The organism is Maricaulis sp. CAU 1757 (assembly GCF_054482675.1).
The window spans coordinates 547066-559743 of sequence record NZ_JBTLRI010000001.1 but is presented as its reverse complement, the minus strand read 5'-3'; the positions used below and the strand labels follow the sequence as shown (position 1 = coordinate 559743).

The window sequence follows — 12678 nt, the reverse complement described above, 5'->3', positions numbered from 1 at the left end:
TGCAGTCATGCGAAAATTCGTCGTCAGTGAAGTCGAGGAAGTCCGGGGCACGGCCTATCCGCCACCCTATGATGCGCCGTGTAGGAAGCGGGGCGCGCGCAAGTTGGCGGATGCGGCGGGGCTTAGCCAGTTCGGGGCGAACCTGGTGCGCCTGCCACCGGGCGTGTGGACGGGGCAGCGCCACTGGCACAGTCACGAGGACGAGCTGGTCTTGGTGTTGGAAGGCGAGGCGGTGCTGGTCACCGACGCCGGTGAGGAAATGGTGAGGACCGGCGAGGCGGTTGGATTTCGCGCTGGCGAGCCGGACGCCCACCATTTCATCAACCGGTCGGAGCGGGACTGCGTGCTATTGGCGATCGGTACACGCGATGATGCCGATGCGTGCAGCTATCCGGATATCGACATGCACGCACACCCGGGCCGTTACACCGGATCGGACTGCTTCCGGCGCAAGGATGGGTCGGGTTTGGTTGCATCAGGCGGTCGGGACGCGCAGGGCGGGTGACAACATCCTCTGCGTCGGCCTATGCTCGGCTCTGTAAGATCAAATGGGGGGTACGGATATGGGACGTTTGGTTTTGGCCGTGGTGGCTGCCATTTGCTTGCCGGCAGCAGCCCTGGCCGAGGTTCGGGTCAGAGAGATTTCCAGTCCGGCTGTATGGGTCGATGCCCTATTCGATAGGATTGCCGACAACCCAATGGAAACTATGGTAGAAATTAATATCGGCCTAGGCACAACGGAGTACCAGGCGCGCTCCGCTATTGCTGGTTTCGAGAGCTTCCTCACCGATGGCCAGATGCAGGACTATCACCCCATATCTTATGAGGCGCACGGCGAAGGCGTCCGGCATTTTCTCGCGGCCAGCTACTGGTCCAGCGGCGTCCCGTTGTACTTCAGCTTCGTTTTCCTGAAGACGGGCGAAACCTGGATCCTGGCAGAGTGGCGGGCCAATACGCGATTGGCAAACCTTAGCCCCCTGCCGGGGAAGACCGAACTATTGCCGCTGCCGTAGCGGTCGGCAATCAGCTCTTGCGGCCGTGGGTCTCGCGATAGCGTTCCATCGAGACGGAAATCTTGAAGGTCTCGCGGTATTTGGGCGAGCCGACCGGGCGCGGCGGGTGCTGGGCGGTCAGGGCCAGGATGCGCTCCAGCGTGTCGTGGGCGGCACCGGACTGACCCGCGCCTATGTAGGCGTGCAGTTCGACCAGTGCGTCGGACAGCGGGTCCGAGCCGCGGATGATGAAATAGGGCTCTTCAGCGTCGAGACGCTTGAGGACATCGAATTCCGACGGGTTGCGGGCCGAGCCATAGGGGGCTGCCGGATCAATGTCGGCTGTATCGGTCTTGCTATTGTCATCGGTCATGGTGTGCCCCTGTGCCATCAAGGGACGCATCCCATCAGATTCGGTGGAACGACGGTAGCCACACGCCCGTTCGCTCCACAGTCAAAGGCCGGCAAGGCGAGATGGTGCCAGCGCGAAGGAGCGGCTAGAACGCGGTATGACCGACAGCGCGACCAAGAACATAGCCATTATCGGGGCCGGCCCAGCCGGCCTGATTGCCGCGGAATACCTGTCCGGTCAGGGCCATGGGGTCGAGGTGTTCGAGCGCATGCCGACCCCCGGTCGCAAGTTCCTGATGGCCGGGCGCGGCGGGCTCAATCTGACGCACGCCGAAGCGCGCGAGGACTTCATCACGCGCTATCGCGAGGCGGCCGACTGGCTGACACCCATGATCGAAGCCTTCCCGCCGGACGCCCTGCGCGCCTGGGCCGACGAGCTCGGTCAGGACACATTTGTCGGGTCGAGCGGCCGGGTTTTTCCGCGCGCCATGAAGGCATCGCCTCTGCTGCGTGCCTGGCGGTCCAGGCTGGAAGCGCGCGGCGTGCGCCTGCACCTGCGCCACCACTGGGCCGGCTGGCCCCGGCCGGGTGTTCTGCGCTTCGATACGCTGGACGGTTTGATCGAGCAGGAGTTTGAGGCGGTCCTGCTGGCGCTGGGCGGGGCCAGCTGGCCGAGACTGGGGTCTGATGGCGGCTGGGCCACGCGCCTGCGCGAGCGCGATGTCGCCGTGCGTCCGTTCGAGGCGTCCAATACCGGCATCGAGATTGCCTGGACGAAGCATGTGAAGAGCTTGGCCGGGACGCCGCTAAAGACTGTCGCCCTGCGCTTCCGCGAGGAAGTGGTTATGGGGGATCTGATGCTGACCGAATACGGCATGGAGGGCGGTCCGGTCTATGCGCTTTCGGCGCCCGTGCGCGAGGCGCTGGCCACCGGCCCGGTCCCGCTCCAGCTTGACCTGAAGCCGCACGTGTCGACGGAGGGCGTAACGTATACACTGGAGAAAGCGGGCGAAGGGGCGTCGACGGCCAACCTGCTGCGCAAGGCGGGGCTGGGGCCCGCTGCGGTCAACGTGCTGCGGGATTGTGTCCCGGCGGTGCCGCGGGGCCCCGAAGTGCTGGCCAGCTTGATCAAGTCCGTTCCATTGGAAGTGACGGGCCAGCGTGGCCTTGATCGTGCCATATCGTCAGCCGGCGGCGTCGCCCGCGACGCCGTCGATGACGGGCTGATGCTCAAGGCATTGCCAGGGGTGTTCGTGGCCGGCGAGATGCTGGACTGGGATGCGCCGACGGGAGGCTATCTGCTCCAGGCGAGCTTCGCCTCAGGCATGTGGGCCGCTCACGGCTTGCAAGCCTGGCTGGCCAAGGGGGAAAACTAGCGCAGCAATTCGTTGATCGCGGTCTTGGCCCGAGTCTGGGCGTCGACGCGCTTCACGATGACGGCACAGGCCAGCGATGGTCCGCCCTTCGGGTCGGGCAGGCTGCCCGGAACGACGACCGAATAGGCTGGCACTTCGCCACGAGTGATCTCGCCGGTGGCCCGATCGACGATCTTGGTCGATTGGCCGAGAAAAACCCCCATCGAAAGAACCGCCCCTTGGCGCACGATGACGCCTTCGGCAACTTCCGAACGGGCACCGATGAAGACATCGTCCTCGATGATCACCGGATTGGCCTGCAGCGGCTCGAGTACGCCGCCAATGCCGACACCACCGGAGATGTGGACGTTCTTGCCGATCTGGGCGCACGAACCGACGGTAGCCCAAGTATCGATCATGGCCCCTTCGTCGACATAGGCCCCGATGTTGACATAGCTGGGCATGAGTACGGTGCCGGGGGCGATGTAGGCGCCGCGACGTACGGCGCAGGGCGGCACGGCACGGAATCCGGCCGTCTTGAACTCGGTCTCGCCCCAGCCTTCGAACTTGGAAGGCACCTTGTCCCACCACTGTGCTCCGGCCACACCGCCATCAATTGTGGTCATGGGATTGAGGCGGAAGCCGAGCAGGACGGCTTTCTTGAGCCACTGATTGACCTGCCATTCACCGCTGTCGGTCGGCTCCGCGACACGGCCTTCGCCGCTGTCGAGCATGGCGATTGCGGTATCAACCGCCTCGCGAATATCGCCTCCTGTTTCGGCATTGATGTCGCCGCGGTTGTCCCAAGCCGTGTCGATGATGGATTGCAGGCGCTCGATCATGGCGTGTCGTCCTTGTGGCTGGAGGTCCGGATCGAACCGAGGAAGGTAGGCAGGCAGTCCACCGCGTAGTGGACGTGGTCGGGATGGCTGCCGGGCGCGGCGCTTTCCTCGTTGCGCGGGCCTTCCTTGGCCCGGACGAGCACAGTGGTATAGCCCAGCTCGTGCGCGGTTTTCAGGTTTCGCTCGGAATCCTCGAAGAAGCTGGTCTGTGCAGCAGGAATGGCGAAGCGGGCATTGAAACGGTCGAAGCCGGCCCGGTTGGGCTTGGGCACGAAGCCGGCAGCCTCGACGTCGAAAACGTCGCTGAACAAATGCGTCATGCCCAGCCGGTCGAGAATCCGTTCAGCGTGCCGCAGCGAGCCGTTGGTGTAGACGAGTCGAGTGCCCGGCAGGGCTGAAATCTGCTTTACCAATTGCGGATCGGGGACAATGACGCCGGTATCGATGTCGTGCACGAAATCGAGGAATTCGCGGTGATTGATCTCGTGATTGGCCATCAGCCCGTTGAGGGTGGTGCCGTACTGACGCCAATAGGACTTCTGTAGCGTGCGTGCTTCGCCCAGCTCCAGGCCGGTCAGTCGCGCCACATACTCGGTCATCTTTGCTTCGACCTGGCTCATTACCGGCGCATCTGACGGGTAGAGCGTGTTGTCGAGATCGAACACCCAGTGCGAGACATGGCTGAGATCAGGGCGGGCAGTGGCCATTCTAGGGGCTCCGGAAATCTGATTCCTGCAGGGCCAGCCGCACGCCGCCATCCTGCGGTTCGGGGATGCGTCGGAAGGGGGCTTCGACATAGCCACGAGCGACGCAATCCGTGCGTTCCTCGGCCACAAAGCGGGCCGGGCCGACGCAGAAGCTCTCGTCACCCCCGAGCAGAATACCGCGGCCGGATCGCGTTATGCGTTCGGCGTAGAAGAAGACATTGTCGCTCTCCAGCCGGGTCGCAAGCAGCCGGGCGCATTCGCCGGCATGCAGGCGCCACCAGCCGCGCGACTGCCAGACCCCGCCGATATTGTGCCCAACCGTCGTGGCGATGTCGCCATCAGCCTCATTGCACAGCGTTAGCCCGCTCTGGGCGTTGCGGGCCAGAGCGCGGGACTCGATCGCGTCGATCAATTCCGGCGTAGCCGGTCGGGATGAGCGGCCGATGTCCGACAGGAAGGTCGAAATGGCGCGGCGGGTGCCTCGGCCTTCAATGCCGTCAATATTGACGATGCCGTAGCCGGTCGCCTGGAGCAGGCGCTGAATTGCGGCCGATCCCGCCCTGTCGCCGTAATCGGCCGGCTCGACCAGCACGGTGCGATCGCGCTCGTCGCCTTCGCGGGTGAAGAATTCGCGTGAGGCCATGCCTAGCTGTGCGCATCGCGTATTGGCAACGACCTCGAAATCGGCGTTGTCGACACAGAGCGGGACCGTGCCGCGCCACTCGCGCACGCCGCCGGGATAGGCCTCGGAGGACTGGGCATAGAAGTAGAGGGGCGCATTGCCCGCGAGGTCGGCCTCTTCCGCGATCGCGGCGCACTCGCCGGGACGCACACGCGTCCAGCCTTCAATGGCGACGCCGCCCTCGACCGGCCAGCCGGCGGCGACCTCGACGACATAGCTGGTCTCGTTGCAGATGTCGGCCGCGTGTGCTTGGCCACTGCCAAGAGTTAAAACAGCGACCAGGCCGGCGAGCAGGCTCATCAGGCGATGGATCAAGCGTTCAGTCCTCCCTGCTCCACCAGGGCCGCGATCTCCGCCCGCAGGTCGGAGATGCCATCGGTCTTGGACGAAGACGTGGCGACCACGCGCGGGAAGGCGGCCGGCCGGCGGATGATGGCGGCGAGCGTTTCATCTGTTACGCGCTTCACGGCGGGCGGCTTGATCTTGTCGGACTTAGTCAGCACGATCTGGTAGCTCACGGCGGCTTCATCGAACACGTCCATGATCTTCTCGTCGACCGGCTTGAGGCCGTGCCGACTGTCGATCAGGAGGTAGACGCGTTTGAGGTTGGCGCGCCCCTGCAGGAAGCTGCGGGTCAATCGTGTCCATTTCTCGACCACCGGCTTGGGGGCTTTGGCAAAGCCGTAACCAGGCAGGTCGACAATGCGCAGGTCGGTACCCTCGACATTGAAGAAGTTAAGCTCGCGGGTACGCCCGGGTTCGCCCGAGGCGCGGGCCAAGCCATTATGGCCGGTCAGCGCGTTTATCAGCGAGGACTTGCCGACATTGGAGCGGCCCGCAAAGGCCACTTCCAGCCGGTCCGGCGGCGGCAGATGGTCAAGATCCACTGCGCCCATGAGGAAGGTGCAGGGACGTGAGAACAGCCTCCGCCCGGCACCTTCGTCCAGATCGTCGCTCGCGCTCAGCTTTCGTCTCCTGCCGGTTTGCCGCGCAACCGGGCAATCAGCTTGTCAAGCTGGGTCTCGTTCCCATGCCGACGCATGATGATGTATTGCTGCACGACCGAGAGGAAGTTGTTCCACGCCCAGTAGATCACCAGACCGACCGCGAACTGGGCCAGGAAGACGGTGAAGATGATCGGCAGCATCGACATGATGCGTGCCTGCATCGGGTCACCGGGCGGCGGATTCAGAGCCTGCTGGGCCGACATGGTGATGCCCATGAAGATCGGCCACAGACCGATGGCGAGCACGCCGCCAAGAATCGGCCAGCTCGAGGGGTCGTAGGGTAGCAGGCCGAACAGGTTCCACATGTTGGTCGGATCCGGTGCGGACAGGTCGTTGATCCAGCCCGGGAAGGACGCGTGGCGCATCTCGATGGCGTTGAACAGGGTCTGGTAGAGCGCGAAGAAGATCGGGATCTGCGGCAGGATCGGCAGGCAGCCGGCCAGCGGATTGATCTTTTCCTTCTTGTACAGCTCCATCATCGCCTGTTGCTGTTTCTGCTGGTCGGCGCCGTAACGTTCCTTGATCTCGGCCATTTTCGGCTGCACCGCCTTCATTTTCGCCATCGAGGCGTACGCACGGTTGGCGAGCGGGAACATGACCAGCTTGATGATCAGGGTGAGCAGCAGGATGGCGGCACCGAAATGACCGGTGAAGCCTTCCAGCACGTGCAGCAGCCACACGAAGGGGCGGGTCAGGAACCACAGCCAGCCCCAGTTGATCGCCATGTCGAAGCGCTCGACGCCATAGGTGTCCTCGACTGCGTCGAGCACGTCGAGTTCCTTGGCGCCGGCGAAGACGTGTGAGGTCGAGGTCATGCTCTGGCCGGCCGGTAGCGCGCGAGCGAGACCGGCATAGCTGGCCTCATAGGCGTCGACAGCACCGCGCTCGATGGTGCGGAAGCGGGCGGTGTAGGGCGTTGACTGGTCGGGGATCGCGGCCGCCATCCAGTAGCGCTGAGTGATGCCGACCCAGCCGCCGGTACCGGATACTTCGGTTTGGCCGTCACCGTCTTCCAGCTTGTTGAAGCTGGAGCGGGTCATGGCGCCGTCGACGACCGCGATGGCCCCCTCGAATACCGCCATGTTCTTGATCAGATTGGCCGGCATGCCTTCGCGGCGGACCAGGCCATAGCGCTGCAGATCGACTGACTGGCCAGAATTATTGGTCACCGTGTCGGTGAGCGTGAACATGTAGTCGTCATCGACTGTGATGGTGCGTTCGAAGCGCAGGCCGGACCCGGTCTCATAAGCCAGCACGACAGGGCTGTCCGGGGTCAGCCGGTCGCCGGACACGAGTTCCCACTCGGACATGCCGTTGGGCAGGTCGGTAAACCCGGGCGTCGCCGACTGCCAGCTGTCACGGGCATAGAAAACATGTTCGCCACCGAGCGGATTCAGCACGGCGACCGGAAGGTCGGTGTCGACGCTTGCGGTGTGCCGGCGCAGGCGGATGTCGTCGAAGCGGGCGCCGGTAAGCGACAGCGAACCGATGACGGCGGGGCCCTCGATGGCTACACGCTCGACGTCGGCCAAGGCTTCGCCGCGGGTCCGCGCGGTCGGCTGGGCGGTTTCGATAGTGGACGGCGGAAGGCCTGGGTCGGCCAATTCGCGAGCCGCCTCAATGGCGGCGTCTTCGGCCTGTTCGCGGCGCTGTTGGGCGGGTTCGAGCACCAGGTACTGGTAGCCCAGCATGATCGCCAGGATCAGTCCCAGCGCGATGAAGAGGTTGCGTTGCTCACCCATGAAAACTCGGCCTCTCAGGCTTTAGTGTCGCGCCGATCGGCCGACCTTGATGCGGCCAAATCTTTCAATGCGCCCTCGACATCCCCCAGCAGACGCTGCCAATCCCGTGCGGGCGTGACGGCGCGTGCGATGAATACATAGTCAAAGCCGGGCTGGCCGTGGAGGGGGAGTAGCAGCCGGGCGGCCTCGCGCAAACGGCGTTTGCTGCGATTGCGGACAACCGCGCCCCCGATTTTGCGCGTGGCGGTAAAGCCCGCCCCAATATGCGAAGAGCCGTCTCGCGGGCGTGCCTGGACGACAACACCCGATCGGACGGCTTTTCGGCCTTTTGCGGCGTTTAGAAACTCGCGCCGGTTTTTCAGCCGCTTGAGGGCTGGCGGCGGCGCAGGCATGGTCCTTAAGCGGACAGACGCTTGCGACCCTTGGCCCGGCGACGTGCCAGAACCTGACGGCCGGCTTTGGTCGCCATGCGCGCACGGAAGCCGTGCCGACGCTTGCGGACGAGCTTTGATGGTTGGAATGTGCGTTTCACGGTCGCGCTCCATCGGCGTTCAATTCGAGAGCGGCGGCTAATACGCAAGGGATGGCGGCCCGTCAAGGGCAGCTGCCACCAATTGCACACCCACGCGAGACGTGATGTCAGTCGGGCAGGCCGGTCGGGACAGGCGTGGCGAGAGCACCAGGAGGTGATGCTAAAATAATGGATGGACCTGAAGAACGATCCCGCCCGCTGCTCCGTCTGGCAGTGCTCGCCGCTTTTATCCTTACCGGTATTGTAGCCGTCTATCTCGGTGGGCAGGGCAGCGCGCTGGCCGGAGGCGTGGAGGCGGCCGGTGAGGCGGCCGCGACCTGGGTGGCGGCTCACCCGGTCCTGGCAGCGCTCGGATATGCGCTGGTCTACATGGTTCTCGTGTCAGTGACATTGCCGGGAGCCTTCTGGTTCACACTCGGCGGCGGGTTTCTGCTTGGCTTCTACTGGGCCGTGCCGGTGTCGCTGATCGGGCTGACCGGTGGTGCCGTGCTCAGCCTGCTGATGTTGCGTTTTCTGGTGGGTGAAACCCGCCAGGCGCGGCTGCGCCAGCGCGTCGAGCGCTTCGCGGCTGGCTTTCGCAAGAACGATCTGAGCTATCTGATAGTGTTGCGGCTGGTGCCGCTGCCCTTCTTCCTGGTCAACTTGGCGGCGGCACTGCTCGGCGCCAGCCTCGTCCGCTTCGTGGTGGCGACCATGATCGGGTCGATCCCTTCCACCATCGTCTATTCCGGGCTGGGCAGTGGTCTGGCCGTCCTGCTCGAGGAGGGGCGAGGACCCGGCTGGCGGGACTTTACCCACCCGGTCTTCTTGGTCACGGCCCTGATGGTGCTGTTTATAGCGCTGGCACCGGTCTGGCTGCGCCGTCGACGGGGGCAGGCGGAGGTCGTCGCCTTGTCGGAGAATCCGCACTAGGGTATTGGCCGTGAGGCCATGACCCCAGAGTCTGATTCCGTTCCCGGCGAGCCGACGCCACGCCGCCAGCGCCGTCGCCCGGGTCTGATCGGCCAGATTCTTGACAGCCTGCCGGGTCAATTGCTGATGGTCACGGTCGGGCTGATCGCGCTGGGTCTGGTCCTGGTCTATTTCCCCGCCACCGCCAGTTTTCGCGTGCAGTGGATGACAGAACGGACCGAGGCGGCGCACCTGGCGGCGCTGGCGGCCGATGTGGCGCCGGGCGGGGCCCTGGGCGAGGCCGAGGTTCGAGCGCTTCTGATGGGCGCTGACGCGGTCGCTGTGTCGCGTGTGCGAGACGGCATGAACGAGCTCATCCTGTACAGTGGTCCGATCGGCGATGGTTTGGTGGAGAGTGACCTGCGCTCGACCAGCTGGGCCGGCCACGTGCGGGACACGATCGACACCTTGACCGCGCCACGCGGCCGCCTCCTGCGAATCCGAGCCGTGCCGGCCGGCTACCCGGACGAGCTGATCGACGTGATCGTGCGAGAAGCGCCGCTGAAGGTGGCGTTGCAGGACTTTTCCGGTCGTCTGCTGGCCTATGCCGGACTGGCCGCCCTGCTGGTAGGGGCAGCGGTTTACTGCGCGCTGTTCTACCTCTTCGTGCGGCCGATGCGACGACTGGCGGCGGCGATGACGCGGTTTCGCGAGGCGCCGGAGGACGAGGCCAACATCATCCGTCCGTGCGGTTTGAGAAACGAAATCGGCCAGGCCGAAGAGGAGCTGGCGTTGATGCAGGCTGGCTTGCGCCAGGCGCTGCACCAGCGGGAGCGCCTGGCCGCCTTGGGGTCGGCGGTGGCCAAGATCAATCATGACCTTCGCAATGTGCTCGCAAGCGCGCAGCTGGTTTCCGACCGTCTGGCCGAAGACGAGGACGAGCGCGTCCGCACCATGGGGCAGCGTCTGGTGAGGGCGGTCAGTCGCGGCATTCGGTTATGCCAGGCAACGCTCGAATTCGGTCGGGCCGAGGACAGTCGACCGGTGCGCCAGGCTGTCATCATCGCGGACCTGCTCGAGGATGTGGCGGGCGACGCGGCAGTGGCCGAGGCCGGGATCGCCTGGGACAACCAGGTCGACACCGCCCTTGAGTTGGACGTCGACCCCGATCATACGCACCGGCTCTTCCTCAATCTGTGCCGCAATGCCGTGCAGGCGATGCAGGGATCTGACGGACCCCGCACCCTGCTGGTGCACGCGCGCAGCGAGGACGGCTTTGCCGTGCTGGAGGTGTGCGATACCGGCCCGGGTTTGCCTGCCAAGGCGCGGGACAATCTGTTCAAGGCGTTTGCCGCATCGACCCGGCGGGGCGGCGCGGGCCTTGGCCTGTCCATTGCCCGCGAGATCGCGCGTAGCCATGGCGGGGACGTTTGCCTCGTGAAGTCCGGACCGGACGGGACCGTGTTCGAGGTCAAATTGCCGTTGCGTCAGGCCGTGGCCTGACCGGCGTGATCAGACCCGCTCGCTGACGCCAATGGCGACCCGGCACCCGGCTTCAATGAGGCCGGTCAGGAGGCGGTGGCCGGGGGTTTCGGTGCTGCCTTCCTCGATCGCGGTATCACGGTGCGCGATTTCTTCTTCACGAAAGAGCGTGAACAGGTCGGCCAGCTCGTCTTCGCCGATACGGCGCAATTCCTCGATCTGAGCGGCGTAGTGCTGCTCGATCACGGTCTCGACGGCCTCTGTGCAGGCGTGGGCCGCCTTATCGCCGAGCAGGGCCGTGCCCATGCCCAGCGCAGTGCCGGCGGCTTTCCAGAGCGGAGCCAGCAGGGTGGGGCGGGTGTCGCCATTCAGGATCAGCCCGTCGAATGCATCGAGATGATGCTGTTCCTCCGCTTCCATGTCGCGCAATTGCCGGGCGATGCGGGCTTTGTGCGGCAGGGTGGAAAAGATGGCGCGTTGGCCGCGATAGATGGTGACGGCGCCGTATTCGCCGGCATGGTCGACGCGGATCATTTCCGCCAAGCGCGGCCCGTCGCGGCGTGTGCCGGGCAGAGGCGGGCGCGGCTTGTGACGGCGTGTGTCGACATCGGCGGGTGCAGCGGTCATGCGCGAGCTCCACGGACTGCGACCCAGACGGATGCCAGGGCCAGGACTGCGGATATGATTGCATTGTAGCCGGCCATGGAAATGCCGAACAATGTCCAGGCCGCTTCGTCACACATGACGACCGGACGCTCACCGCTCAGGGCCGCCAGCACGTCCGCCGTGGAAATGCTGCCGCCGGTGCTGGCTGTGCAGGTCTCAGGACCGGCCCACCAGTCATACTCGATGCCGGCATGCCAGGCGGAAAACCCTGCCGACCAGGCAAACCCTGCGGCGATCAGCAGCACCAGGACCGGAGCCAGTCGCGTCCAGGACGGACGCAGGATCAGCAGGGTCCCGCTTACCAGGCTGACGAGGATGATCAGCTTGTGGATATCGCGCTGGTCATAGCACAGCGGGCAGGGGTCGAAGTGGCCGATGTACTGGAACCCCCAGGCGCCGAGCAACAGGGCGAAGGAGACAGCGGCGGTCACGAAGGGCCAGCGGGTCGGGTTCAGGAAGGTGTCGAGACGGGTCATGCGTGTATTCTGATCCATGGAAGCGGCTGTGTCCTGCGACGGATGCGCTCAGGCACCCACGAGGGAGCGGATGAAGTCCTTGAGGATGTCGACGCCGGCACTGCCGAACAGGACGAACAGGGTGATGAGCAGGCAGATCCATGCCAATCCCCAGGCCAGCCCCAGAAGAACCAGAATGCCGTCACGGGTCAGCAGGCCCAGCGAGGCGACCGCGAGCGCTACGCCGGGAGCCGAGTTGGTCAGTGGCAGGGGAACCAGAATGGAAGCGCAGAACAGCAGGAAAACAAAGCCCACCAGCCGTTCCGCGGTCGGGCCGGACAGGAACAGCAGGCGTGGGCGGGCCAGGTTCTCCAGCCAGCCAAACCAGCGCCGGCCAAATCTTGCCATGCGCTCAAGCCCGGGCTTCCCGAGTTGACGCGACTTGAACTTGCCCGGCAGCCAGGGCTCATCGTGACCAAGCGCCATCTGGGCCGAGAGAGCGAGCATGGGCAGGGCGATGAGCTGGGGAATGCCATACAGAAACGGAATGGTCACCGGCAAAGCAAGTGCAAAAAGGACCACGCCGAAAGCCCGCTCCCCTAGCTGATCGACGAAGCTGCCCAGCGAAATGCCACCCTGCGGCGCTGCATCAGCAATCGCTTCCAGGGCGCTGACAAGACCACGTGACCCGGCTGTTTCCGACATGCCTGCTCCTATCCGACAATCGTCGCGACCCTAGCGATGGCATGCTTGGGCGTCGAGCGGAATGGGTTGTTGACAGGACAGGGCCGGATCGGCAGCTTGCGCCTCCGAATTTGCCCGGCTGGCCCCTGTGGCGGAATTGGTAGACGCGACGGATTCAAAATCCGTTTTCTTCGGAAGTGCCAGTTCGAGTCTGGCCAGGGGCACCATTTCCAGACTTCGATGCACTCAGGCCCGGGCGAGGATCCCGGCCTTGACAGGTCGGCTGTCGT

General features: G+C 64.7%; 16 protein-coding genes and 1 tRNA gene. 6 read left to right on the top strand and 11 right to left on the bottom strand.

What is annotated here, in order from left to right; genetic code table 11:
• Positions 1-7 precede the first annotated feature (7 nt).
• Both ACXYMR_RS02650 and ACXYMR_RS02645 read left to right on the top strand, forming a co-directional pair.
• On the top strand, positions 8-505 hold the full coding sequence (locus ACXYMR_RS02650; RefSeq protein WP_458941200.1) for a cupin domain-containing protein: 498 nt from the start codon (positions 8-10) through the stop codon (positions 503-505).
• A 58-nt stretch (positions 506-563) separates the two neighbouring features.
• Positions 564-1013 carry a hypothetical protein gene (locus ACXYMR_RS02645; protein ID WP_458941199.1) on the top strand — a complete coding sequence of 150 codons (450 nt, stop codon included), beginning with the start codon at positions 564-566 and terminating at the stop codon, positions 1011-1013.
• Positions 1014-1023: 10 nt separating this feature from the next.
• On the opposite strand, the gene ACXYMR_RS02640 is transcribed toward ACXYMR_RS02645, so the two are convergent.
• Positions 1024-1365 carry an aspartate decarboxylase gene (locus ACXYMR_RS02640; protein WP_458941198.1) on the bottom strand — a complete coding sequence of 114 codons (342 nt, stop codon included), beginning with the start codon at positions 1363-1365 and terminating at the stop codon, positions 1024-1026.
• A gap of 136 nt (positions 1366-1501) precedes the next feature.
• Between ACXYMR_RS02640 and ACXYMR_RS02635 the strand changes: the two genes are divergently transcribed.
• Positions 1502-2719, top strand: coding sequence for a BaiN/RdsA family NAD(P)/FAD-dependent oxidoreductase (locus ACXYMR_RS02635; protein ID WP_458941197.1), 1218 nt, complete (start codon positions 1502-1504; stop codon positions 2717-2719).
• Here ACXYMR_RS02635 and dapD read toward each other — a convergent pair.
• The 7 genes from dapD to rpmH all read right to left on the bottom strand — a co-directional run bounded on the left by dapD (position 2716) and on the right by rpmH (position 8210).
• Positions 2716-3540 carry a 2,3,4,5-tetrahydropyridine-2,6-dicarboxylate N-succinyltransferase gene (gene dapD, locus ACXYMR_RS02630; protein ID WP_458941196.1) on the bottom strand — a complete coding sequence of 275 codons (825 nt, stop codon included), beginning with the start codon at positions 3538-3540 and terminating at the stop codon, positions 2716-2718. The two genes, ACXYMR_RS02635 and dapD, sit on opposite strands and share 4 nt — an antisense overlap.
• Positions 3537-4247, bottom strand: a complete 711-nt coding sequence (locus ACXYMR_RS02625) for a pyrimidine 5'-nucleotidase (RefSeq protein WP_458941195.1) — start codon at positions 4245-4247, stop codon at positions 3537-3539. Before ACXYMR_RS02625 ends, dapD begins: the two co-directional genes overlap by 4 nt.
• A 1-nt stretch (position 4248) precedes the next feature.
• Positions 4249-5244 (bottom strand): DUF1036 domain-containing protein, encoded by a 996-nt coding sequence (locus tag ACXYMR_RS02620; RefSeq protein WP_458941194.1) that lies wholly within the window; start codon positions 5242-5244, stop codon positions 4249-4251.
• Positions 5241-5825 (bottom strand): ribosome biogenesis GTP-binding protein YihA/YsxC, encoded by a 585-nt coding sequence (gene yihA, locus ACXYMR_RS02615; RefSeq protein WP_458941193.1) that lies wholly within the window; start codon positions 5823-5825, stop codon positions 5241-5243. The genes ACXYMR_RS02620 and yihA overlap by 4 nt, the downstream gene beginning before the upstream one ends.
• A 65-nt stretch (positions 5826-5890) precedes the next feature.
• On the bottom strand, positions 5891-7678 hold the full coding sequence (gene yidC, locus ACXYMR_RS02610) for a membrane protein insertase YidC (RefSeq protein ID WP_458941192.1): 1788 nt from the start codon (positions 7676-7678) through the stop codon (positions 5891-5893).
• A 14-nt stretch (positions 7679-7692) separates the two neighbouring features.
• A complete protein-coding gene (rnpA, locus tag ACXYMR_RS02605; protein WP_458941191.1) occupies positions 7693-8070 on the bottom strand; it encodes a ribonuclease P protein component in 378 nt (125 codons plus the stop codon).
• Between the two features lie 5 nt (positions 8071-8075).
• On the bottom strand, positions 8076-8210 hold the full coding sequence (rpmH, locus tag ACXYMR_RS02600) for a 50S ribosomal protein L34 (protein ID WP_236955547.1): 135 nt from the start codon (positions 8208-8210) through the stop codon (positions 8076-8078).
• A 168-nt stretch (positions 8211-8378) separates the two neighbouring features.
• On the opposite strand from rpmH, the gene ACXYMR_RS02595 reads away from it, so the two are divergent.
• Together ACXYMR_RS02595 and ACXYMR_RS02590 are read left to right on the top strand one after the other, a co-directional pair.
• Positions 8379-9122, top strand: a complete 744-nt coding sequence (locus ACXYMR_RS02595) for a TVP38/TMEM64 family protein (RefSeq protein WP_458941190.1) — start codon at positions 8379-8381, stop codon at positions 9120-9122.
• A gap of 18 nt (positions 9123-9140) precedes the next feature.
• Positions 9141-10604 carry a sensor histidine kinase gene (locus ACXYMR_RS02590; RefSeq protein WP_458941189.1) on the top strand — a complete coding sequence of 488 codons (1464 nt, stop codon included), beginning with the start codon at positions 9141-9143 and terminating at the stop codon, positions 10602-10604.
• A gap of 9 nt (positions 10605-10613) precedes the next feature.
• Here ACXYMR_RS02590 and ACXYMR_RS02585 read toward each other — a convergent pair whose 3' ends face one another.
• Genes ACXYMR_RS02585 through ACXYMR_RS02575 form a run of 3 tightly spaced genes read right to left on the bottom strand, consistent with a single transcriptional unit; the run spans position 10614 to position 12409 of the window.
• The gene (locus ACXYMR_RS02585; RefSeq protein WP_458941188.1) at positions 10614-11210 is read right to left on the bottom strand and encodes a demethoxyubiquinone hydroxylase family protein; all 597 of its coding nucleotides are present in this window, start codon (positions 11208-11210) and stop codon (positions 10614-10616) included.
• Positions 11207-11743: a disulfide bond formation protein B gene (locus ACXYMR_RS02580; RefSeq protein ID WP_458941187.1), complete on the bottom strand. Its 537-nt coding sequence runs from the start codon at positions 11741-11743 to the stop codon at positions 11207-11209. Before ACXYMR_RS02580 ends, ACXYMR_RS02585 begins: the two co-directional genes overlap by 4 nt.
• Positions 11744-11773: 30 nt before the next feature.
• Positions 11774-12409, bottom strand: a complete 636-nt coding sequence (locus ACXYMR_RS02575; RefSeq protein WP_458941186.1) for an exopolysaccharide biosynthesis protein — start codon at positions 12407-12409, stop codon at positions 11774-11776.
• Between the two features lie 121 nt (positions 12410-12530).
• Here ACXYMR_RS02575 and ACXYMR_RS02570 point away from each other — a divergent pair.
• Positions 12531-12615, top strand: a tRNA-Leu gene (locus ACXYMR_RS02570).
• The last annotated feature ends 63 nt before the right edge of the window (positions 12616-12678 follow it).

What these genes read in the sequence shown, in the direction of transcription:
- dapD (WP_458941196.1), bottom strand. Translation starts at nt 3,540, where the DNA reads ATGATCGAGCGCCTGCAATCCATCATCGACACGGCTTGGGACAACCGC.
- yidC (WP_458941192.1), bottom strand. Translation starts at nt 7,678, where the DNA reads ATGGGTGAGCAACGCAACCTCTTCATCGCGCTGGGACTGATCCTGGCG.
- ACXYMR_RS02650 (WP_458941200.1), top strand. Translation starts at nt 8, where the DNA reads ATGCGAAAATTCGTCGTCAGTGAAGTCGAGGAAGTCCGGGGCACGGCC.
- ACXYMR_RS02595 (WP_458941190.1), top strand. Translation starts at nt 8,379, where the DNA reads ATGGATGGACCTGAAGAACGATCCCGCCCGCTGCTCCGTCTGGCAGTG.
- ACXYMR_RS02585 (WP_458941188.1), bottom strand. Translation starts at nt 11,210, where the DNA reads ATGACCGCTGCACCCGCCGATGTCGACACACGCCGTCACAAGCCGCGC.
- ACXYMR_RS02575 (WP_458941186.1), bottom strand. Translation starts at nt 12,409, where the DNA reads ATGTCGGAAACAGCCGGGTCACGTGGTCTTGTCAGCGCCCTGGAAGCG.
- ACXYMR_RS02640 (WP_458941198.1), bottom strand. Translation starts at nt 1,365, where the DNA reads ATGACCGATGACAATAGCAAGACCGATACAGCCGACATTGATCCGGCA.
- yihA (WP_458941193.1), bottom strand. Translation starts at nt 5,825, where the DNA reads ATGGGCGCAGTGGATCTTGACCATCTGCCGCCGCCGGACCGGCTGGAA.
- rnpA (WP_458941191.1), bottom strand. Translation starts at nt 8,070, where the DNA reads ATGCCTGCGCCGCCGCCAGCCCTCAAGCGGCTGAAAAACCGGCGCGAG.
- ACXYMR_RS02645 (WP_458941199.1), top strand. Translation starts at nt 564, where the DNA reads ATGGGACGTTTGGTTTTGGCCGTGGTGGCTGCCATTTGCTTGCCGGCA.
- ACXYMR_RS02580 (WP_458941187.1), bottom strand. Translation starts at nt 11,743, where the DNA reads ATGGATCAGAATACACGCATGACCCGTCTCGACACCTTCCTGAACCCG.
- ACXYMR_RS02635 (WP_458941197.1), top strand. Translation starts at nt 1,502, where the DNA reads ATGACCGACAGCGCGACCAAGAACATAGCCATTATCGGGGCCGGCCCA.
- ACXYMR_RS02625 (WP_458941195.1), bottom strand. Translation starts at nt 4,247, where the DNA reads ATGGCCACTGCCCGCCCTGATCTCAGCCATGTCTCGCACTGGGTGTTC.
- ACXYMR_RS02590 (WP_458941189.1), top strand. Translation starts at nt 9,141, where the DNA reads ATGACCCCAGAGTCTGATTCCGTTCCCGGCGAGCCGACGCCACGCCGC.